14 protein-coding genes are annotated in these 14197 nt (G+C 68.7%); 3 read left to right on the top strand and 11 right to left on the bottom strand.

Annotated features, from left to right (window positions below):
* The first annotated feature begins 132 nt into the window (after positions 1-132).
* Entirely contained in the window at positions 133-981 is an 849-nt protein-coding gene (locus KY499_RS13255) for a class I SAM-dependent methyltransferase (RefSeq protein ID WP_219885562.1), read from the top strand.
* Here the strand turns inward: KY499_RS13255 and KY499_RS13260 are convergent, their stop codons facing one another.
* Together KY499_RS13260 and bcp are read right to left on the bottom strand one after the other, a co-directional pair.
* Positions 982-1410 (bottom strand): DUF6855 family protein, encoded by a 429-nt coding sequence (locus tag KY499_RS13260; RefSeq protein WP_123253757.1) that lies wholly within the window; start codon positions 1408-1410, stop codon positions 982-984. It lies immediately after the preceding gene.
* 82 nt (positions 1411-1492) lie between these two features.
* On the bottom strand, positions 1493-1972 hold the full coding sequence (bcp, locus tag KY499_RS13265) for a thioredoxin-dependent thiol peroxidase (RefSeq protein WP_219885563.1): 480 nt from the start codon (positions 1970-1972) through the stop codon (positions 1493-1495).
* Between the two features lie 152 nt (positions 1973-2124).
* Between bcp and KY499_RS13270 the strand changes: the two genes are divergently transcribed.
* Entirely contained in the window at positions 2125-3072 is a 948-nt protein-coding gene (locus KY499_RS13270; RefSeq protein ID WP_219885564.1) for a serine hydrolase, read from the top strand.
* Positions 3073-3128: 56 nt separating this feature from the next.
* On the opposite strand, the gene KY499_RS13275 is transcribed toward KY499_RS13270, so the two are convergent.
* Complete coding sequence (locus KY499_RS13275; RefSeq protein ID WP_123253754.1) at positions 3129-3965, bottom strand: alpha/beta fold hydrolase; 837 nt, start codon at positions 3963-3965, stop codon at positions 3129-3131.
* 564 nt (positions 3966-4529) lie between these two features.
* Here KY499_RS13275 and KY499_RS13280 point away from each other — a divergent pair.
* Complete coding sequence (locus KY499_RS13280; protein ID WP_258190772.1) at positions 4530-4754, top strand: AsnC family transcriptional regulator; 225 nt, start codon at positions 4530-4532, stop codon at positions 4752-4754.
* Between the two features lie 18 nt (positions 4755-4772).
* Here KY499_RS13280 and KY499_RS13285 read toward each other — a convergent pair whose 3' ends face one another.
* The 8 genes from KY499_RS13285 to KY499_RS13320 form a co-directional block, all read right to left on the bottom strand.
* Positions 4773-5075, bottom strand: a complete 303-nt coding sequence (locus KY499_RS13285; protein ID WP_123253752.1) for a P-II family nitrogen regulator — start codon at positions 5073-5075, stop codon at positions 4773-4775.
* A gap of 5 nt (positions 5076-5080) precedes the next feature.
* Positions 5081-6025 carry a sodium-dependent bicarbonate transport family permease gene (locus KY499_RS13290; RefSeq protein WP_123253751.1) on the bottom strand — a complete coding sequence of 315 codons (945 nt, stop codon included), beginning with the start codon at positions 6023-6025 and terminating at the stop codon, positions 5081-5083.
* 102 nt (positions 6026-6127) lie between these two features.
* Positions 6128-7294 carry a phosphotransferase gene (locus KY499_RS13295; protein WP_219885565.1) on the bottom strand — a complete coding sequence of 389 codons (1167 nt, stop codon included), beginning with the start codon at positions 7292-7294 and terminating at the stop codon, positions 6128-6130.
* Positions 7291-8577, bottom strand: coding sequence for a phosphotransferase family protein (locus tag KY499_RS13300; RefSeq protein ID WP_123253749.1), 1287 nt, complete (start codon positions 8575-8577; stop codon positions 7291-7293). The genes KY499_RS13295 and KY499_RS13300 overlap by 4 nt, the downstream gene beginning before the upstream one ends.
* Positions 8574-10472, bottom strand: a complete 1899-nt coding sequence (locus tag KY499_RS13305) for an ABC transporter ATP-binding protein (protein WP_123253748.1) — start codon at positions 10470-10472, stop codon at positions 8574-8576. The genes KY499_RS13300 and KY499_RS13305 overlap by 4 nt, the downstream gene beginning before the upstream one ends.
* Entirely contained in the window at positions 10469-11647 is a 1179-nt protein-coding gene (locus tag KY499_RS13310; protein ID WP_219885566.1) for a glycosyltransferase family 4 protein, read from the bottom strand. Before KY499_RS13310 ends, KY499_RS13305 begins: the two co-directional genes overlap by 4 nt.
* Positions 11647-12867, bottom strand: coding sequence for a glycosyltransferase family 4 protein (locus KY499_RS13315; RefSeq protein WP_219885567.1), 1221 nt, complete (start codon positions 12865-12867; stop codon positions 11647-11649). Before KY499_RS13315 ends, KY499_RS13310 begins: the two co-directional genes overlap by 1 nt.
* The gene (locus KY499_RS13320) at positions 12854-14059 is read right to left on the bottom strand and encodes a glycosyltransferase family protein (RefSeq protein WP_123253778.1); all 1206 of its coding nucleotides are present in this window, start codon (positions 14057-14059) and stop codon (positions 12854-12856) included. Before KY499_RS13320 ends, KY499_RS13315 begins: the two co-directional genes overlap by 14 nt.
* Positions 14060-14197: the final 138 nt, after the last annotated feature.

Consider the following 14197-nt stretch of genomic DNA (forward strand, 5'->3'; position numbering starts at 1 on the left):
GGCCCGGCGGCCCGGCCCCGCGGCCCAGCCCCGCGGCCCGCGCGAGCCTGCAGCGCGCGGGACCATTGATCGGGACCTGTTCCAGGAGCACACTGGGCGTGGGGGAGGGCGATGAACGCTAGAGGAACCGCCATGTCAGCCGCATCCGACCGCATCCCGGAGCAACAGCGAAAAATCTGGGATCAGTTCTCTGCCGGCTGGCGGAAATGGGACGCAGAGGTTCTGGGCTGGCACGGGCCCGTCGGGGACGCCATGATCGAGGACGCGCGGCTCCGCCCAGACGCCCGGATCATCGACATCGCTTCCGGCACCGGGGAACCGGGGCTCACTGCGGCCGCGATGGTGCCATCTGGCCATGTGATCCTGATGGACATTTCCACGGGGATGCTGCGGGTCGCGGCGGAAAAGGCCGAGTCACGTGGGCTGGACAACGTCCGGACCGTGGTCTGCGATGTGACTGAACTGCCCTTCGGCGACAAGTCCTTCGACACCGTGTTTTGCCGGTTCGGATTTATGTTCTTCCCTGAGATGTCCGCGGCCCTGGCGGAACTGGTGCGCGTAGCGAAGCCCGGTGGCAGGATCGTCGCGTCTGTCTGGGCCCGGGCTGCGGAAAATCCGTGGGCGAGCCTCATTCTGGGCACGATCGCACGCCACTCCGAGCTTCCCTTCCCGCCCGCCGACGCCCCCGGCCCCTTCCGCTGCGCGGCGCACGGTTACATGAGCCGGTTCTTCACCGGCGCCGGGCTCGTGGATGTCAGCGAACGAAAGATCAGCTCGGACATGGTGCAGCCCTCCCCGGAAACCTACTGGGAGTTCATGACCGACATCGCTGCTCCGGTGGTGCTGGGCCTGTCCAAAGCGGACCCGGCCGCGCGGGAAATGATCCGCTCCGAGGTCTTCCAGATGCTCAGCCGATACGAGCACGACGGCGCCATCAGGCTGCGTTCGACGGCCGCCATAACGGCCGGGACCGTCGCGTAGCTAGGCGGCCGGTTCCGGGGCGGCACCGCTGACCGCCCGGACGCTGTTATTTCGTTTGTCGTGGGTGAGTTCCACCATTCCCAGTGCCTCCAGCAGCGGCGGCAGGTACATGCCGAACCTGCCGCGGTAACCCTGGCGCAGCCCGTACCAGCCGCCCACCGGATTGGACGGGTCGCGGCCCCACGCCTCGACGGTCCCCTCGGCTGCGGGCTTGTTTTCATCCGCGGCGCCGAGCGGTACCCAGCCGGACTGATCCGCCAGCCAGGCCTGCAGGTCCTCGACGGCCCGGAGGTGATACTTCAGCGTGGTTGATCCCACCTGGCAGACCAGGGCGGGCGGATCGGACTCTTCGTCCCGGTACATCGAATATTTCGAGGTGCCCGGTGCGGTGGTGAGAGTCCAGGGATCCTTCTTGGTGCCGTCTGCCACGATGTATCCGCCTTAGGTCCGGCCGGGAGGCCCGGCGTTGTGGGGCCGAGCCTACCCAGTGCCGCGGCAGCTTGGCGAGGGTTCAGACGCCCAAATCCTGCCTTAGCGCCGCAACGTGGCCCTGGGCTTTCACCTGGTACTGCGCCAGCACCACGTTGCCGTCCGGGTCCACGACGACCGTGGAACGGACGATTCCTTCCGTGATTTCGCCGTCGACCAGTTTCTCGCCCCACGCGCCATAGGCCAGGGCCACGGCGTGGTCCTCGTCGGCGAGGAGCGGGAAGGTCAGGTCAAAGTCGCCGCTGAAGCCGGCCAGGGCTTCCATCCCGTCGGGGGAGACGCCCAGGACCTCGTAGCCGGAGCCCTGCAGGGAGGCGAGGTTGTCGCGGAAATCGCAGGCTTCGGTGGTGCAGCCCGGCGTCGCGGCCTGCGGATAAAAGTACACAATGACGTTCCGGCCGCGGTAGTCCGCCAGCGACACCGGGCTGCCGTCGGCCTTGGGCAGGGTGAACTCCGGGGCAGCTGTGCCGGGCTGGAGCTTGACCGTGAGGTTGGTAGTCATGGGGATCCTTCGAGGGTGGGAACGTTGCAATCCGTGCTGCACAACGCCGCGGCCGGGTGCTGTATTCCGCCGGGGGCCTTCGGCCCGCGCGGCAGACCGGCTGACAGCTTCTTCATAGCTGCCGCATAGCCGGCGCCGCTAGCTTGGGCGCTATGGACCACTTCATTCCGCCCCACCCGCGGCACGATCCCCGGGGAGGGCCGTCCGGGCGGCGGCAGCGCGAGCCGGGAACCCGGTTTCGCGCGCCTATCATCACCGCCTGTGCCGCGGTATGCGCGGCGGTACTGGCCGTGGTGCTGGCCGCCGGACTCCAAGCCGCACCAGAGGCCGGCGCGGCATCGGCGGGCCTGTCAGCGGAGAGCCTGTCAGCGGCCGGATCCTCAGACTTCACTGGGCAGGCGGCGGGGGACAGCCTCGACCCGGACCTGGCCGCGGAGATCAACGGGATCATCGACGCCAACAGCCAGTACCAGATCGGCGTGGCGCTGATGGACCTGTCCGGCGGAGCGGTTCAGCAGTACGGCGTCGAGGCGGAGTTCGTGGCCGCCAGCACCGCAAAAGTCCTGGCCGCCGAGGCGTACTTCCATCTGGTCGAAATAGGCCGCGCGTCGCTGGACGACACCCTGGGAGCCTACAGTGCGGGATTCCAGCTGCAGGCGATGATCCAGGCGAGCAACAACGACTCCTGGTCCCTGGTCATGTCCGCCGTCGGCCTCCAGGAACTCAGCGACTATGCCGCGTCGATCGGGGTGGACTATCAGCCCGAAACCAACACGCTGACCCCGGCGGCGATGGCCCGGATCCTGGCCGGGCTGTATTCCGGCGCGCTGCTCAATTCGGACCACACCGCGCAGCTGCTGTCCTATCTGCAGGACACCAACTACGAGACACTCATCCCGGCTGCGGTCCCCGCCGGCGTCGAAGTCTTTCACAAGTACGGGCTGCTCGGCGGAAACCTGCACGACGCCGCCGTCCTCACCCATGACGGCAGGGCGTACGCGCTGGTGATCTACACCAAGGGTGAGGACCTGAGTGACCTGCCGGAGCGGACCGCAGTCTTCCATGCCGTGGCCGGGGCAGTGGCGGATGCGCAGTTCTAGCCGCGCGGGTGGGCTCCGGACGTTGCGGAGGACGGGCCGCGCGTGCCGCATGGATCCTATCCGGCCAGGAACCGCAGCAGGATGTCGTTGACCTCGGCACCGTGGGTCCAGAGCATGCCGTGCGGGGCGCCCTCGATCTCCACGTATTCGGCGTGGGGCAGGGCCTTGGTGAACTCACGGCCGGTGACGTCGATCGGCAGGATGTTGTCAGCAGTGCCGTGGACGATCAGGGCAGGGACGTCAATCTTGGCAATGTCGGGGCGGAAGTCGGTCAGCCAGGGCAGCTGGGCTGCGGCGGACGCGGTGGGGCCGCCCCGCGTCGCCAGGTTCCACCCGGCCCGCATGACTTCCTCGCTCAGCCTTGGGGTGCCAAGGAATGTCCCGCTGTTATAGAAGTTCTTGAAGAAGTCCGTGAAGAAGGCGTAGCGGTCGGCGGTGACGGCCTCGGTGAGGCCGTCGAATACTGACTGCGGGACGCCGCCGGGGTTATCGTCGGTCTGCAGGAGGAAGGGCTCCAGTGAACCCAGGAACACGGCCTTCGCGATCCGGGAGGATCCGTAGCGTCCCAGATAGCGGCCCACCTCACCCGTGCCCATCGAAAATCCTGCCAGCACGGCGTTGTTGAGGTCGAGGGTGGTGAGCAGGGTGTGGAGGTCGGCCGTGAACGTGTCGTAGTCATAGCCCTCTGTGGGCTTGCTGGACTGGCCGAAACCGCGGCGGTCGTAGGTGATGACGCGGTAGCCCGCGCCGAGGAGAGCGGCAGTCTGTTTTTCCCAAGACGAGCCGTCCAGCGGGTAGCCGTGGATCAGGACTACCGGCTGCCCGGTCCCGTGATCTTCGTAGTAGAGCTCGATGTCGGTGCTGTTTTCGGTGCCAACCTTGATGTAAGCCATTCCAGCGGTCCTTCCGGTTTGTCTGGGTACGGTTCCGTTCTGTGTTCTGTGTTCTGTGTTCTGTGTGCAGCCGCGCCGGTGTCGATTCCCGGCGGCCACTCCTAAGACTGAACGCCTGTGGGGGGATGGGTGTTCCCTCGGCCTCCAGCCTGATACCCCCTGGGGTATAGTGGATTCGACAAGCTATCGAAGGAGACCTGAATGTGCCAGGCAGTTGCATGCAAGAAGTGTGGAAAAACAACATGGGCGGGCTGTGGGCAGCACGTTGACCAGGTCCTGCGCGGCGTCCCGAAATCGAACCGCTGCGCCGGCCATGAGCGGGAAACCAGCAGCGGGACCGGCTTCTTTGCCAGGCTCTTCGGCCGCAAGTAGGGGCAGGTGACCGGCGCGCGCCCGGCTGCGGTCTGCGCGCCGGCCTGCCGTTTGGGCTATTGTCCTTGAAATGGCAACCCAGGATTTTGAGGCAGAGTCACCGCGCGGGGCCCCGGCAGCGAGAACCGTTGGACGTTCCTTACCAACCACGCCCACGTCCTGCTCACCATCGCCCGCGATCCGCAGATCCGGATGCGTGACGTCGCCGCCCGGGTGGGAGTGACGGAGCGTGCCGCGCAAAAGATCGTTGCCGACCTCGTGGAAGCCGGCTATATCACCAGGCTCCGGGCCGGCCGGCGCAACAGCTACACCGTCGCCACCGGGCGCCCCCTGCGCCATCCCCTGGATTCCGGCCACGAGCTGGACGAGCTTCTCGCGGTTCTCGTGCCGGAATCCACGGCACGCGCCGAGGGCTAGAACTTCCCCGGAACTGCTCTAGAACTTCTCCGGGCGCAGGACCTCGACGTCGCTCAGGAACAGGATCATGGCGTAGTCCGCGTAATAGTGCTCCTGCAGGTAAGCGGCGATGGCGCCTGCCGTCTCTTCGTCGCACACCACCTCGAGGCGGATGTTGCTGTTCGCCTCCCAACCCGCGCTGCGGACGCCCCGGTGGCCTTTTCCGCGCGCGTCCGTGATGGTGTAGCCGTGGGCGTTCATTCGTTCGATGTCCTTGACGAGGGTGCTCTCAAGTACGGCTTCGGTGACGACGGTCAGCAGCTTGCGTGTGTGGCTTTGCATGGGTCTTATCCTCTCGCGAAAGTGTGGGCCCACACCGCGAGGGCGTGGTAGATCGGGATGCCCAGCAGGACGTTGAACGGGAAAGTAATTCCCAGCGATGCTGCCAAGGACAGCGTGGGGTTGGCTTCCGGCACCGAGATGCGCATGGCTGCCGGCACCGCGATGTAGGAAGCGCTCGCGGCCAGCGTCGCCAGCACGGCTGTGCCGCCGATGGACAGGCCAAGGGCCCAGCCCAGTCCGGTCCCGACGAGAGCCGAGAAGAGCGGCATGCCAATTCCGAAGGCGATCAGGAAGAGGCCGTACTGGCGCAGGCTGCCCACCTGTGTTGCCGTAATCAGGCCCATCTCCAGCAGGAAGAGGGCCAGGATCCCCTTGAAGAGATCGAAGAACAGGGGCTCGATCGAGGTCAACCCCTCGGGCCCCGCGATCCAGCCGATCAGCAGACCGCCGAGGAGCAGCACTATCCCTTTGCCGAGGAACACTTCATGGGCGATCGACTTCCACCGGGTCTGGCGCGAGAGTCCGCGGGCCAGAACGATTCCCACAATGATGGCAGGCACCTCCAGGAGTACCAGCAGGAGCGGCATGTGCGCCTCGAACTCAATTTGACGGCTGCCGAGGTAGGCGATCACGACGGCAAAGGTGCCGACGCTGACCGAACCGTAGTGGGCCGCGATGGACGCCGCATCGGCCCGCTTGAAGCGGCCGAGGAATCGCAGCACGGGGAAGGCGGCCAGGGTGAGGAAGAAGCCCAGCGCCACCACGGCCAGCATCTGGGGCAGGAGGTCCATAAACGGCTGTTTGGCGAGTTCAATGCCGCCCTTGAGGCCGATCGAGAGCAGCAGCACGATACTGACGAGCTCGTAAACCGCCGCAGGAAGTCGCAGCTCCGACCGCAGCAGGCCGGCGGTGGCGCCAAGCAGGAAGAAGAGAATGATGGGATCGATCACGTAGGTGCTCTCTTGGTCGTGGGATTGCAGCCTGGGGCTGGCGCAAAGGTGCCCGTGATCAATTAATGCACGCTTTGTGATTCACGATCAAGAATTCGTGTATTACATTACGTAATAACTTTCGCTGAGCGTCCGCACGCGCACGAGGTAGTCCCCGGCGTCGGGCCCCCACGGCGGGCGGAAGGCGTAGAGGCAGGCCAGCCGGACACGGGTGGCTGCCGCGTAGGCGGCGAACCGCTCCGGGCTGACGCGCAGCTGTTCGGCCACGGCCAGGATGTGGCCATGGGCGATCCGGTACCGGCGCACTGTCAGCCGGTGTTGGAGGCGGCGCAGCTCCAGATGGACGTCGAGGTTGGCCAGGTCCAGGGCCGGCTCGGCGATGCAGCTGCCGTCAAAGTCCACCAGTCCGGGCGCGCCGGGCCCGCCGGAGGACAGCAATTGCTTGTCATGCAGATCCCCGTGCGCCCAGGCCGGCGGATCCGGACGGGAGGAGACCAGCAGGCCGACGGCATGATCCCTCTGTGCGAGAAGTGCTGCCCGGGCCTGGGACGCCTCCGGAATACCGTCGCTGTGGGTCAGCCAGTGGCCGGTCCAGCGTCGGAGTGTGTCGACCTCGGCTCCGGCCGGGTGCTCCGGCAGGGCAACCGCTGTTGTGCGCAACGCCCGGCCGGGTGCCGCCCGCGCTGCCGTGACCCAGGCCCGCGACCACGCACCCCACATCGCCGCGTAGCCGGCCTCGGTCACCGTCGTATGATCCTGCCCCAGCTCCAGGTAAGACCGGCCGGGAATGCTGCTGAAGACCACCACATCGGACCACGAGGCCAGGAGGCGCGGGGTGTCGAAGAAGCCGCCGGCCAGCACGTCGGCGGCGCTGGCATGGCTTTCGGCGACCCGAAGGCCGTAGCCGGGTCGGAGCACCTTGATGTACCGGTCTCCAGCGTGGACGACGGCGCGTTTATGCGCCCGGTGCACCACGACCTCGCCTCCGGCCGCCGCCGCTGCGAGCGAGGGGAGCCGGGGATCGGCGAGCGGAACGAGACTGAACATGCCGTGCCGCACGTGACCCGCGCGGACGCCCGCTGCCGCGCGTCCGCGCTTCGCGGCGGGGGCGTCCGGCGGTGTTTCAAAGCCGGGTGATGCAGGGGCCGGGCGCGGAACGACCTCCACGCTGTATTCGCCGGCGGACTTCTCCGGCCACGCCCTGCGGACCTGCCAGAGTGCCCCAGCCGCGTCGGTGAGCTGCAGCGGAATGTCCGGGTGCCAGCTCATCGGACGAGCTCGGCGGCCCGGTCAAGATGCCGCCCGATGGCTTCGGCCCAGTCCGCGGCACGATCCCGGAACGGGTCGACGCTGTTGCAGAAGAGCCGCCAGGCTGCCCAGACCGTGACCGCGGCGGGGTCGAACCGGCCCCCGGCATCGCTGTAGCCCTCGAGGAGGTCATCAGTGACCGGGCCGGGCCCGGGATCTGCCTGCCACCGGCGGATTTCCTCGACGGCGGCGAAGGACCCGAGGTCGGATTCCGCGGCTCCGTAGCGGGCGCGGTCGAAGTCAATCAGGCGGACGTCGGCGCCGCTGACCAGCACCTGGTCTGGGGAGAAGTCGCCGTGGATCAGGACGGGCGCCACGCCGGCCGTGACGTCCTCCAGCCGGCGGCGGAGCCGGGCGGCCACCCGGGCGGCGGGCGCTTCAAGGTCCGGGACCAGCGCCGCGACCATACCCAGGGTGGCTGCCAGCTGGTCCGGGGCTTCCCCGCGCGGAGCCCCGCGCACAGCGCCGGGCCCAGCGCCTGCGCCGGATTCCGGCCCGGTGATGCCGTGGAGGGCGGCGAGGGCATTGCCGGCGTGCCGGGCGCTCAGCGGGGTGCCGCCGCCCGCCAGGTCCCCGTTGCCCCAGGCCGGGCTGGCGCGGGTGCCCCGGCGGGAACAGTGGGCGTCGCCGAGCCAGGGCAGCACGGGCACCCTCTGGGCCTGCAATCGCTCGTGCAGCCACCTCTCGGCGGACTCATTGATCGGCTGCGCGGCGGTCTTGATGACGATCGCGGCCCCCGGGGCCGGCTCCAGCAGCACGAGACGGCGCTCCGGGTTATAGCGGAGGACCTGGGCGGTCCCGTCGAGGAGTTCCCCGGGCCGCGGCACTGCGCCGAGCCGTCCCAGGCCGCGCTGGGCGAGCCAGCGCAGGTTCTTGCGCAATGCCCAGTCGTCCGCGGCACTGCCGACGGCGATGAACGCGTCCCGGTTCAGCGGCTCGGGATGGAGGAACCGGATCCCGCCGCCGTTTTGGGCCGAGTCGGCAGCCCGGCCGGCCAGTTTGGCGCCGGGGTCGGCGGCTCTCGTGACGGCCCAGCCGTGGTCCTCGCTGCCGTCGCGGGTGCGGACGAAGGCAACGAGCACGGATGTGTGGGGCTTGTACCGGACCCGGGTGATGCGGACGTCCTCGCCCATGAGCTCGGAGAGCCGGCCGTCGTCGAGCACGGCAGCGAGGCACGGCAGGTCCGGGTCGCGGCCGGCCAGGGAGAGGTCCGCGTCCTGCGAGCGGGTCTGCAAGGCGCTCACGTCCGCGCCCCGACACTGCCCGGCATGTCATCAGGGATATCTTCGGGGATGTCCGCGGCCCGGGGTCCGGGCGCTTCGCCCAGCCATTTGAAGAAGCGGCTCTCCGGATCCCGCAACAGCTCCAGCGGCTTGCCCTCCTCGAGGATGCGGCCGTCCTCCAGCCAGATCACCCGGTCGCACAGCCGCGCGGCGAAGGCATCATGGGTGATCGTGATGGAGGTCCGCCCGCGGGTGAGGACGTCCAGGGCATCCAGGATCGATTCGCGGGACGCCGGGTCCAGCCCGGCGGTCGCCTCGTCAAGGATGATGATCGGTGCCTGCCGCAGGATGGCGCGGGCGATCGCGAGCCGTTGGCGCTGACCGCCCGAGAGGTCCTTCGCGGCGTCCCCCAGGACGGTGTCGTAGCCCTCGGGCAGGTTCCGGATGAACGCGTCCGCCTGCGCCAGCACGGCCGCTTCCTCAATGTCCTCATCCGGTGCATCGAGCCGCCCGAACCGGATGTTGTCCCGGACCGTGGTGCCGAACAGGACGGAGTCCTGAAGCAGGATGGACACATGGGACCGCACCGATGCTGTCTGCAGGTCCCTCAAATCCTCGCCGCCCACCCGGACCGTGCCGGAGGTGGGGTCGATCATGCGCAGGACGAGGCTGGCCAGGGTCGACTTCCCGGCGCCGGAGGGCCCCAGGATGGCCAGGTGTTCGCCGGCCCGGATCTTGAGGTTGATCCCGTGCAGGACGGTGGTTCCCTCGCCGTGGCCGGCATAGACGTTGTCGAACTCGATGTCCGGGTTGCGGCTGGCGAGCGGGCGCGCATCGGGCGCCTCCGGGAGGTCCGTCTGGGCCTCCAGCAGATCCGCCACGCGCTCGCCGGAAGCGGTGGCGCGGGCGATCCTGCTGGTTTGCTTCGCCAGGTCCTTCAGGGGCTTCATCCCGGTCTTGAGGTAGGTCAGGAAAATGATTAGGTCACCCGGGGTGATCGAATGGTCCAAAATACGCATGCCGCCGCCGGCCAGGACCACGGCGATGGCGACGCCGATCAGCACGTCGGTCCGGCGCTCCAGGCTGGCTGCCAGCCGTAGCGCCACGACGCCGGTTCCCAGCGTCGCGCTGTTCGTGCTGCGGAAGTTGGAGCTGATGGTGTCCTCGAGGCCGTAGGCCTGGACCTCCCGCATGGCCCCGAGGGTCTGGGCTGCCGTGGTGGCCAGTGCGCCTTCACCGGTGCGGGACATACGGGCGGCTTTCCTGATGGGGCCGGAGCTTCGCCGCGACAGGAAAGCGAACACGCTGGTGGTCACGATCACCACGAGGGCCAGCAGCGGATCGAGCCAGAAGAGGATGCCGGTCATCGCAACCAGGGTGACGGAATTGCCCAGCAACGGCATGCCGGCGGTGGTCGCGGCTTCCTGCAGGCGCGAGACATCGCCGACCAGCCGCTGAACCGTGTCCCCGGTCGAGGCGCGGGTGTGGTGCCGCATGGACAGGCCCTGGACATGGCGGAAGGTGCGGGCCCGGAGGTCAGCGGCGACCCGGGAGCCGACGAGGGCGAACGAGATTGCGGTGTAGTAGGTGGCAACGGCGCGCAGGAGGCTGATGACCACGATCGCCCCTCCGCACAACAGCATGGTCCCCAACCCGGCCTCGAGCTTGGGCCCGGGGCGATGCAGGTCGGCGCCGAGCGCCCGGGACGCTGCATCGATAACGAGTTTCACTGGCCATGGTTCCAGCAGCCGGAAAAAGACGTCGAAGGCCAGGGCCGTGAAGCCGCTGGTGATCAGGAACCGGTGCCCGCGCAGGTGGGGGCGGACGCAGCGCAGCGTCCGGCGGAGGCCCGACGGGGGTGTGGCCGCCTTGCGGCGCGGCCGCCGTCCAAACCGGCGGGTCCTTGCCGCTTTCATTGCATCACCACCCGGCGGGCGGGCGGCAGTGCCGCCGTGATTTTGGTGAGCACGCCGGTCCAGCTGAACCGCTCCACGGCATCACTCCGGGCCTGGGCCCCCAGCCGTTCCCGCAGTTCGGGATCTGCCCCGAGCCGGGTGAGGGCGGCGGCCAAGGGCACCGGCTCCCCGGGCGGCACCAGGATCCCGGTGCGGCCGTCGTCGAGGATCGTCGGGATCTGGCCCACCGCACTCGCGATGATCGGCATGGCGGCCGCCATGTACTCGTAGACCTTCAGCGGCGAAAAGTAGTCGTCCCGGCCGGGGGTGTCCGGCGGGTAGGGGGCGGCCGCGGCGTCGCAGCCGGTCAGGAGGCCCGGGACGGCCGCCGGCGGAACGGCGCCGGTGAAGACAGTCTCCACACCAAGCGACGCGGCGAGTGCCTTGAGTTCGGCCCGGCCGGGTCCGTCGCCAATAATCAGCACGGTCCAGCGGCGGTCCGGTGCGTCCGTCTGCCGGTTGGCCAGGGCCACCGCCTGCAGGAGCGCAGGGAGCCCGTGCCATGGCTTCAGGGTGCCGACAAACGCCACCGTCAGGTGGCGGGGGTCCCGCCGGCCGGGCCGTCGGGCGGTGACCCGGCCGGCGTTGACCCCGTTCGGTACCAGTACCGTGCGGGCGGCCGGCACCCGGCCCCGCACCCAGCGGACCACAGGTTCCGAAACGCAGGCGACGACGTCGGCCGTGCCGGCGTTGATCCGGAGGACCGTTTCGGCTTTCTTGACGTCGAGCAGTTCCCGGTACCGGAGTTGCTCTTCGATGAGCGGGGCGTTGACTTCGAGGACCGAGGGGACGTTGAGGATCCGGGCGACGACCGACAGTGCCGGGCTGAACAGCGAATACCGCTCGTAGACCAGCCCGCACCCGTGCCGCAGGACCTCGTCCGCGAGGGCCAGTGCCGCGTCCTGGACGGCGCGCTCCCTGGCCTCGCCGCCGGGGGCGGTGGTGACGGGCGGGACCTCGACGACGGCGAGGTCGGCCAGGTCGGCGGGCCGGTCCGGGCCGAGCCGGGAACAGTAGACCGTGACGGCGGCGCCGGACTGGCGCCAGGCCCGGACGATCTCCTGGACATGGACCGAGGAACCCTTCGTTCCGAAAACTGGGACTCCCGGGTCCGCGCAGAGGTAGGCGACGCGCATCACGCGACCTGCCGTTCCGGGCGGCACAGGGACCGCAGGACCGCGGCCTGGCGGTGGACGTCGAACTCGTCCTCGATCAGGGTCCGGGCGTTGCGTGCCAGGGTGGCTCGGTCGGTGCGGGGGGAGCCGAGCTGCAGGATGGCCCGGGCGAGTGCGTGCGGGTTCCCCGGCCGGACGAGGACACCCGTCCGGCCGTTCCGGATCACTTCCGGGATTCCCGTGACGGTTGTGCTGATGCAGGGCACGCCGGTGGCCATCGCCTCCAGCAGGACGGTCGGCATGCCGTCCGCGTTGCCGTCGGCGCCGACGACGCAGGGGGCGACGAAGATGTCGGAGGAACTGAGCAGATCGTGGATCTGGTCCTGGGTTTGCGCGCCGATCAGGCTGACGTGGCCGCCGAGGCCGAGCCGCGCAATGTCGGATTCGAATTCCCCGGCCAGTGTGCCTGTCCCGGCGATGCGGAGGTCGAAGCTGAATCCCTGCCCCAGCAGTTCGGCCGCGGCCGGGAGCAGATGCTGGAAGCCCTTTTTCTCGACAAGACGGCCAACGGCGGAAATGCGCACCGTGCTGCCGGGGGACTTCGGCTCGCGGTACGGGAAGCGGGCCAGTTCCAGGCCGTTCCGGACCAGATGGAGCCGGGAGGTGGACGCCGGGAAACGCCGGCGCAGGTAGTTCAGGTTGAAGCTGCTGATCGTGATGGCGTGGTGGGCTTGTTCGAGCTTGGTCCGCAGGTCCTCGTCGACGACGGGTTCACGGAAGATGTCCACGGCGTGAGCGGTGAACGAGTAGGGAATGCCGGTGATGGCCGAGGCCAGCCGGGCCACGCTGGTTGCGACGGAGGCGAAATGGACGTGCATGTGCCGGATATTGCGGCCCTGCAGGGCAACGGCGAGGTTGATGGCCTGGGCGGCGTCATCGGCGGTCGCGGCCGCGAGATCGGCGAAATTCCTGGCCACCGCCCCGGTGAGACCGGCCGCCTCGGCCATCCTGAGGCTCTCCCACAGATCAATGGTTTTGGTCGGACGCTCAATGTACGTCACCGGCGCCTGGACCCGGGCCAGTTCGTGATGGAAGCGTGGATCGTTGGGCGGGCGGAGCGAGAAAATTTCGATCCGGTCCCCGGCGGCCTCGCGGGCCAGGATCTCCGAAACGATGAACGTTTCGGAGAAGCGCGGGTACATCTTCAGGACGTAGGCTGTCCCTGTTTCAGACGGCGACACGGCCGGCCTCCTCCATCGCTGGTGCCGATGAGGCACTTTCGGCGGCACCCACGAGCGGTTGCAGCAGCTCGGCCGCCAGTTGGGGGACCCGGATCAGCCCGTTCAGCATGGCCCGGCGGCGGTCCACTGTGGTGCCGAGCCGTGCGGCCAGCCAGCCGGCCAGGATGTCGGGGGTCAAGGTGCTGATTTCCTGCTGTTCGAGGTAGCCGGCTTTGACCATGGACGCGGCCCGGATGCGCTGCTCCGCACGGGCTTGTGTCCGCGGGACGAGCAGGGCCGGAACGTCGGTGCTCATGATCTCGCACACTGTGTTGTAGCCGGCCATCGAGACCACGGCGGCGGCGTGGCGGATGTGGAAGACGACGTCGTCCACGGCGGCGACAACCTTGACGCCGGGCCGTGCCCGGCGGCGCAGGTCATCGAGTTGTTCGGCGGGCATCTGCGGTCCCGCGACAATCAGGTGGCCCAGCCCCGGGGGCACCGGGGCGGCGGCCGCCATACTGGCCAGGGCATACCCGTCGGAGCCCCCGCCGACCGTTGTCATGAAATAGGGTCCGGGCATGCAACTCGTTCCGGAGATCGAGGGCCGGCCTGCGGCCAGGTATCCGGTGTACCGGATCAGCTTTCGCAGCGAGAACGGAATTTCCCCGGCCGCCATCGGGTCGTGGATGCTCGGGTCCCCGTACACCCAGATCGCGTCGAAGAGGTCCTTGACGACCCGCGGACCGCCGCAGCGCGCCCATTCGGCGAAGGCGGTCTCCGGATCGTCCAGGACTTCGCGGAGGCCCAGCACGATCCGGACTTGCCCGCCGAGGCGGGTCCGCCGCAGGGCCGTTTCAAGCTCGTGGTGGATCCCGGTGGCGTGGCGGTCCACGATCACCAGGTGCGGGTGGAATCCGGCCAGGGTCGCCTGGAGCAGAGTGGCGCGCAAGGACACGAGTTCGCGCATCGGCACGTCAACGTTCCGGGGCTGGTAGCCGCCGGGGCCTTTGGAGACACCCGGGATCAGGACCCAGTCCCACCCTGCCGGCGCCTGGAACGCGGGCGCCTGCGCGGTCCCCGTGATGAGAATGCCGGTCACCGGGCGGCCGGTGAGGACCGGAAGCTGGTTGTTCAGGGCGTGGGCCAACGCAAGGTTGCGGCGGACGTGGCCAAGGCCTACCGAGTCATGTGAGTAAAGCACGATCCGCATGGCCTCCACGACGTTCCTCCCCCACGGCCCGGCGGCTGCACGGCGTTGTGCCGGTCGGCGGTGTCCCTGATGTCACTTCCAGTCTGGGACCGCGGGGTGAGGGAAGGATGAGCGGAAGATGAAGGATTCCTCATGAGG

The organism is Arthrobacter sp. PAMC25284 (assembly GCF_019443425.1).
Classification (GTDB): Bacteria; Actinomycetota; Actinomycetes; order Actinomycetales; family Micrococcaceae; genus Arthrobacter; species Arthrobacter oryzae_A.

What these genes read in the sequence shown, in the direction of transcription:
- KY499_RS13255 (WP_219885562.1), top strand. Translation starts at nt 133, where the DNA reads ATGTCAGCCGCATCCGACCGCATCCCGGAGCAACAGCGAAAAATCTGG.
- bcp (WP_219885563.1), bottom strand. Translation starts at nt 1,972, where the DNA reads ATGACTACCAACCTCACGGTCAAGCTCCAGCCCGGCACAGCTGCCCCG.
- KY499_RS13270 (WP_219885564.1), top strand. Translation starts at nt 2,125, where the DNA reads ATGGACCACTTCATTCCGCCCCACCCGCGGCACGATCCCCGGGGAGGG.
- KY499_RS13275 (WP_123253754.1), bottom strand. Translation starts at nt 3,965, where the DNA reads ATGGCTTACATCAAGGTTGGCACCGAAAACAGCACCGACATCGAGCTC.
- KY499_RS13280 (WP_258190772.1), top strand. Translation starts at nt 4,530, where the DNA reads ATGCGTGACGTCGCCGCCCGGGTGGGAGTGACGGAGCGTGCCGCGCAA.
- KY499_RS13285 (WP_123253752.1), bottom strand. Translation starts at nt 5,075, where the DNA reads ATGCAAAGCCACACACGCAAGCTGCTGACCGTCGTCACCGAAGCCGTA.
- KY499_RS13295 (WP_219885565.1), bottom strand. Translation starts at nt 7,294, where the DNA reads ATGAGCTGGCACCCGGACATTCCGCTGCAGCTCACCGACGCGGCTGGG.
- KY499_RS13305 (WP_123253748.1), bottom strand. Translation starts at nt 10,472, where the DNA reads ATGAAAGCGGCAAGGACCCGCCGGTTTGGACGGCGGCCGCGCCGCAAG.
- KY499_RS13310 (WP_219885566.1), bottom strand. Translation starts at nt 11,647, where the DNA reads ATGCGCGTCGCCTACCTCTGCGCGGACCCGGGAGTCCCAGTTTTCGGA.
- KY499_RS13320 (WP_123253778.1), bottom strand. Translation starts at nt 14,059, where the DNA reads ATGCGGATCGTGCTTTACTCACATGACTCGGTAGGCCTTGGCCACGTC.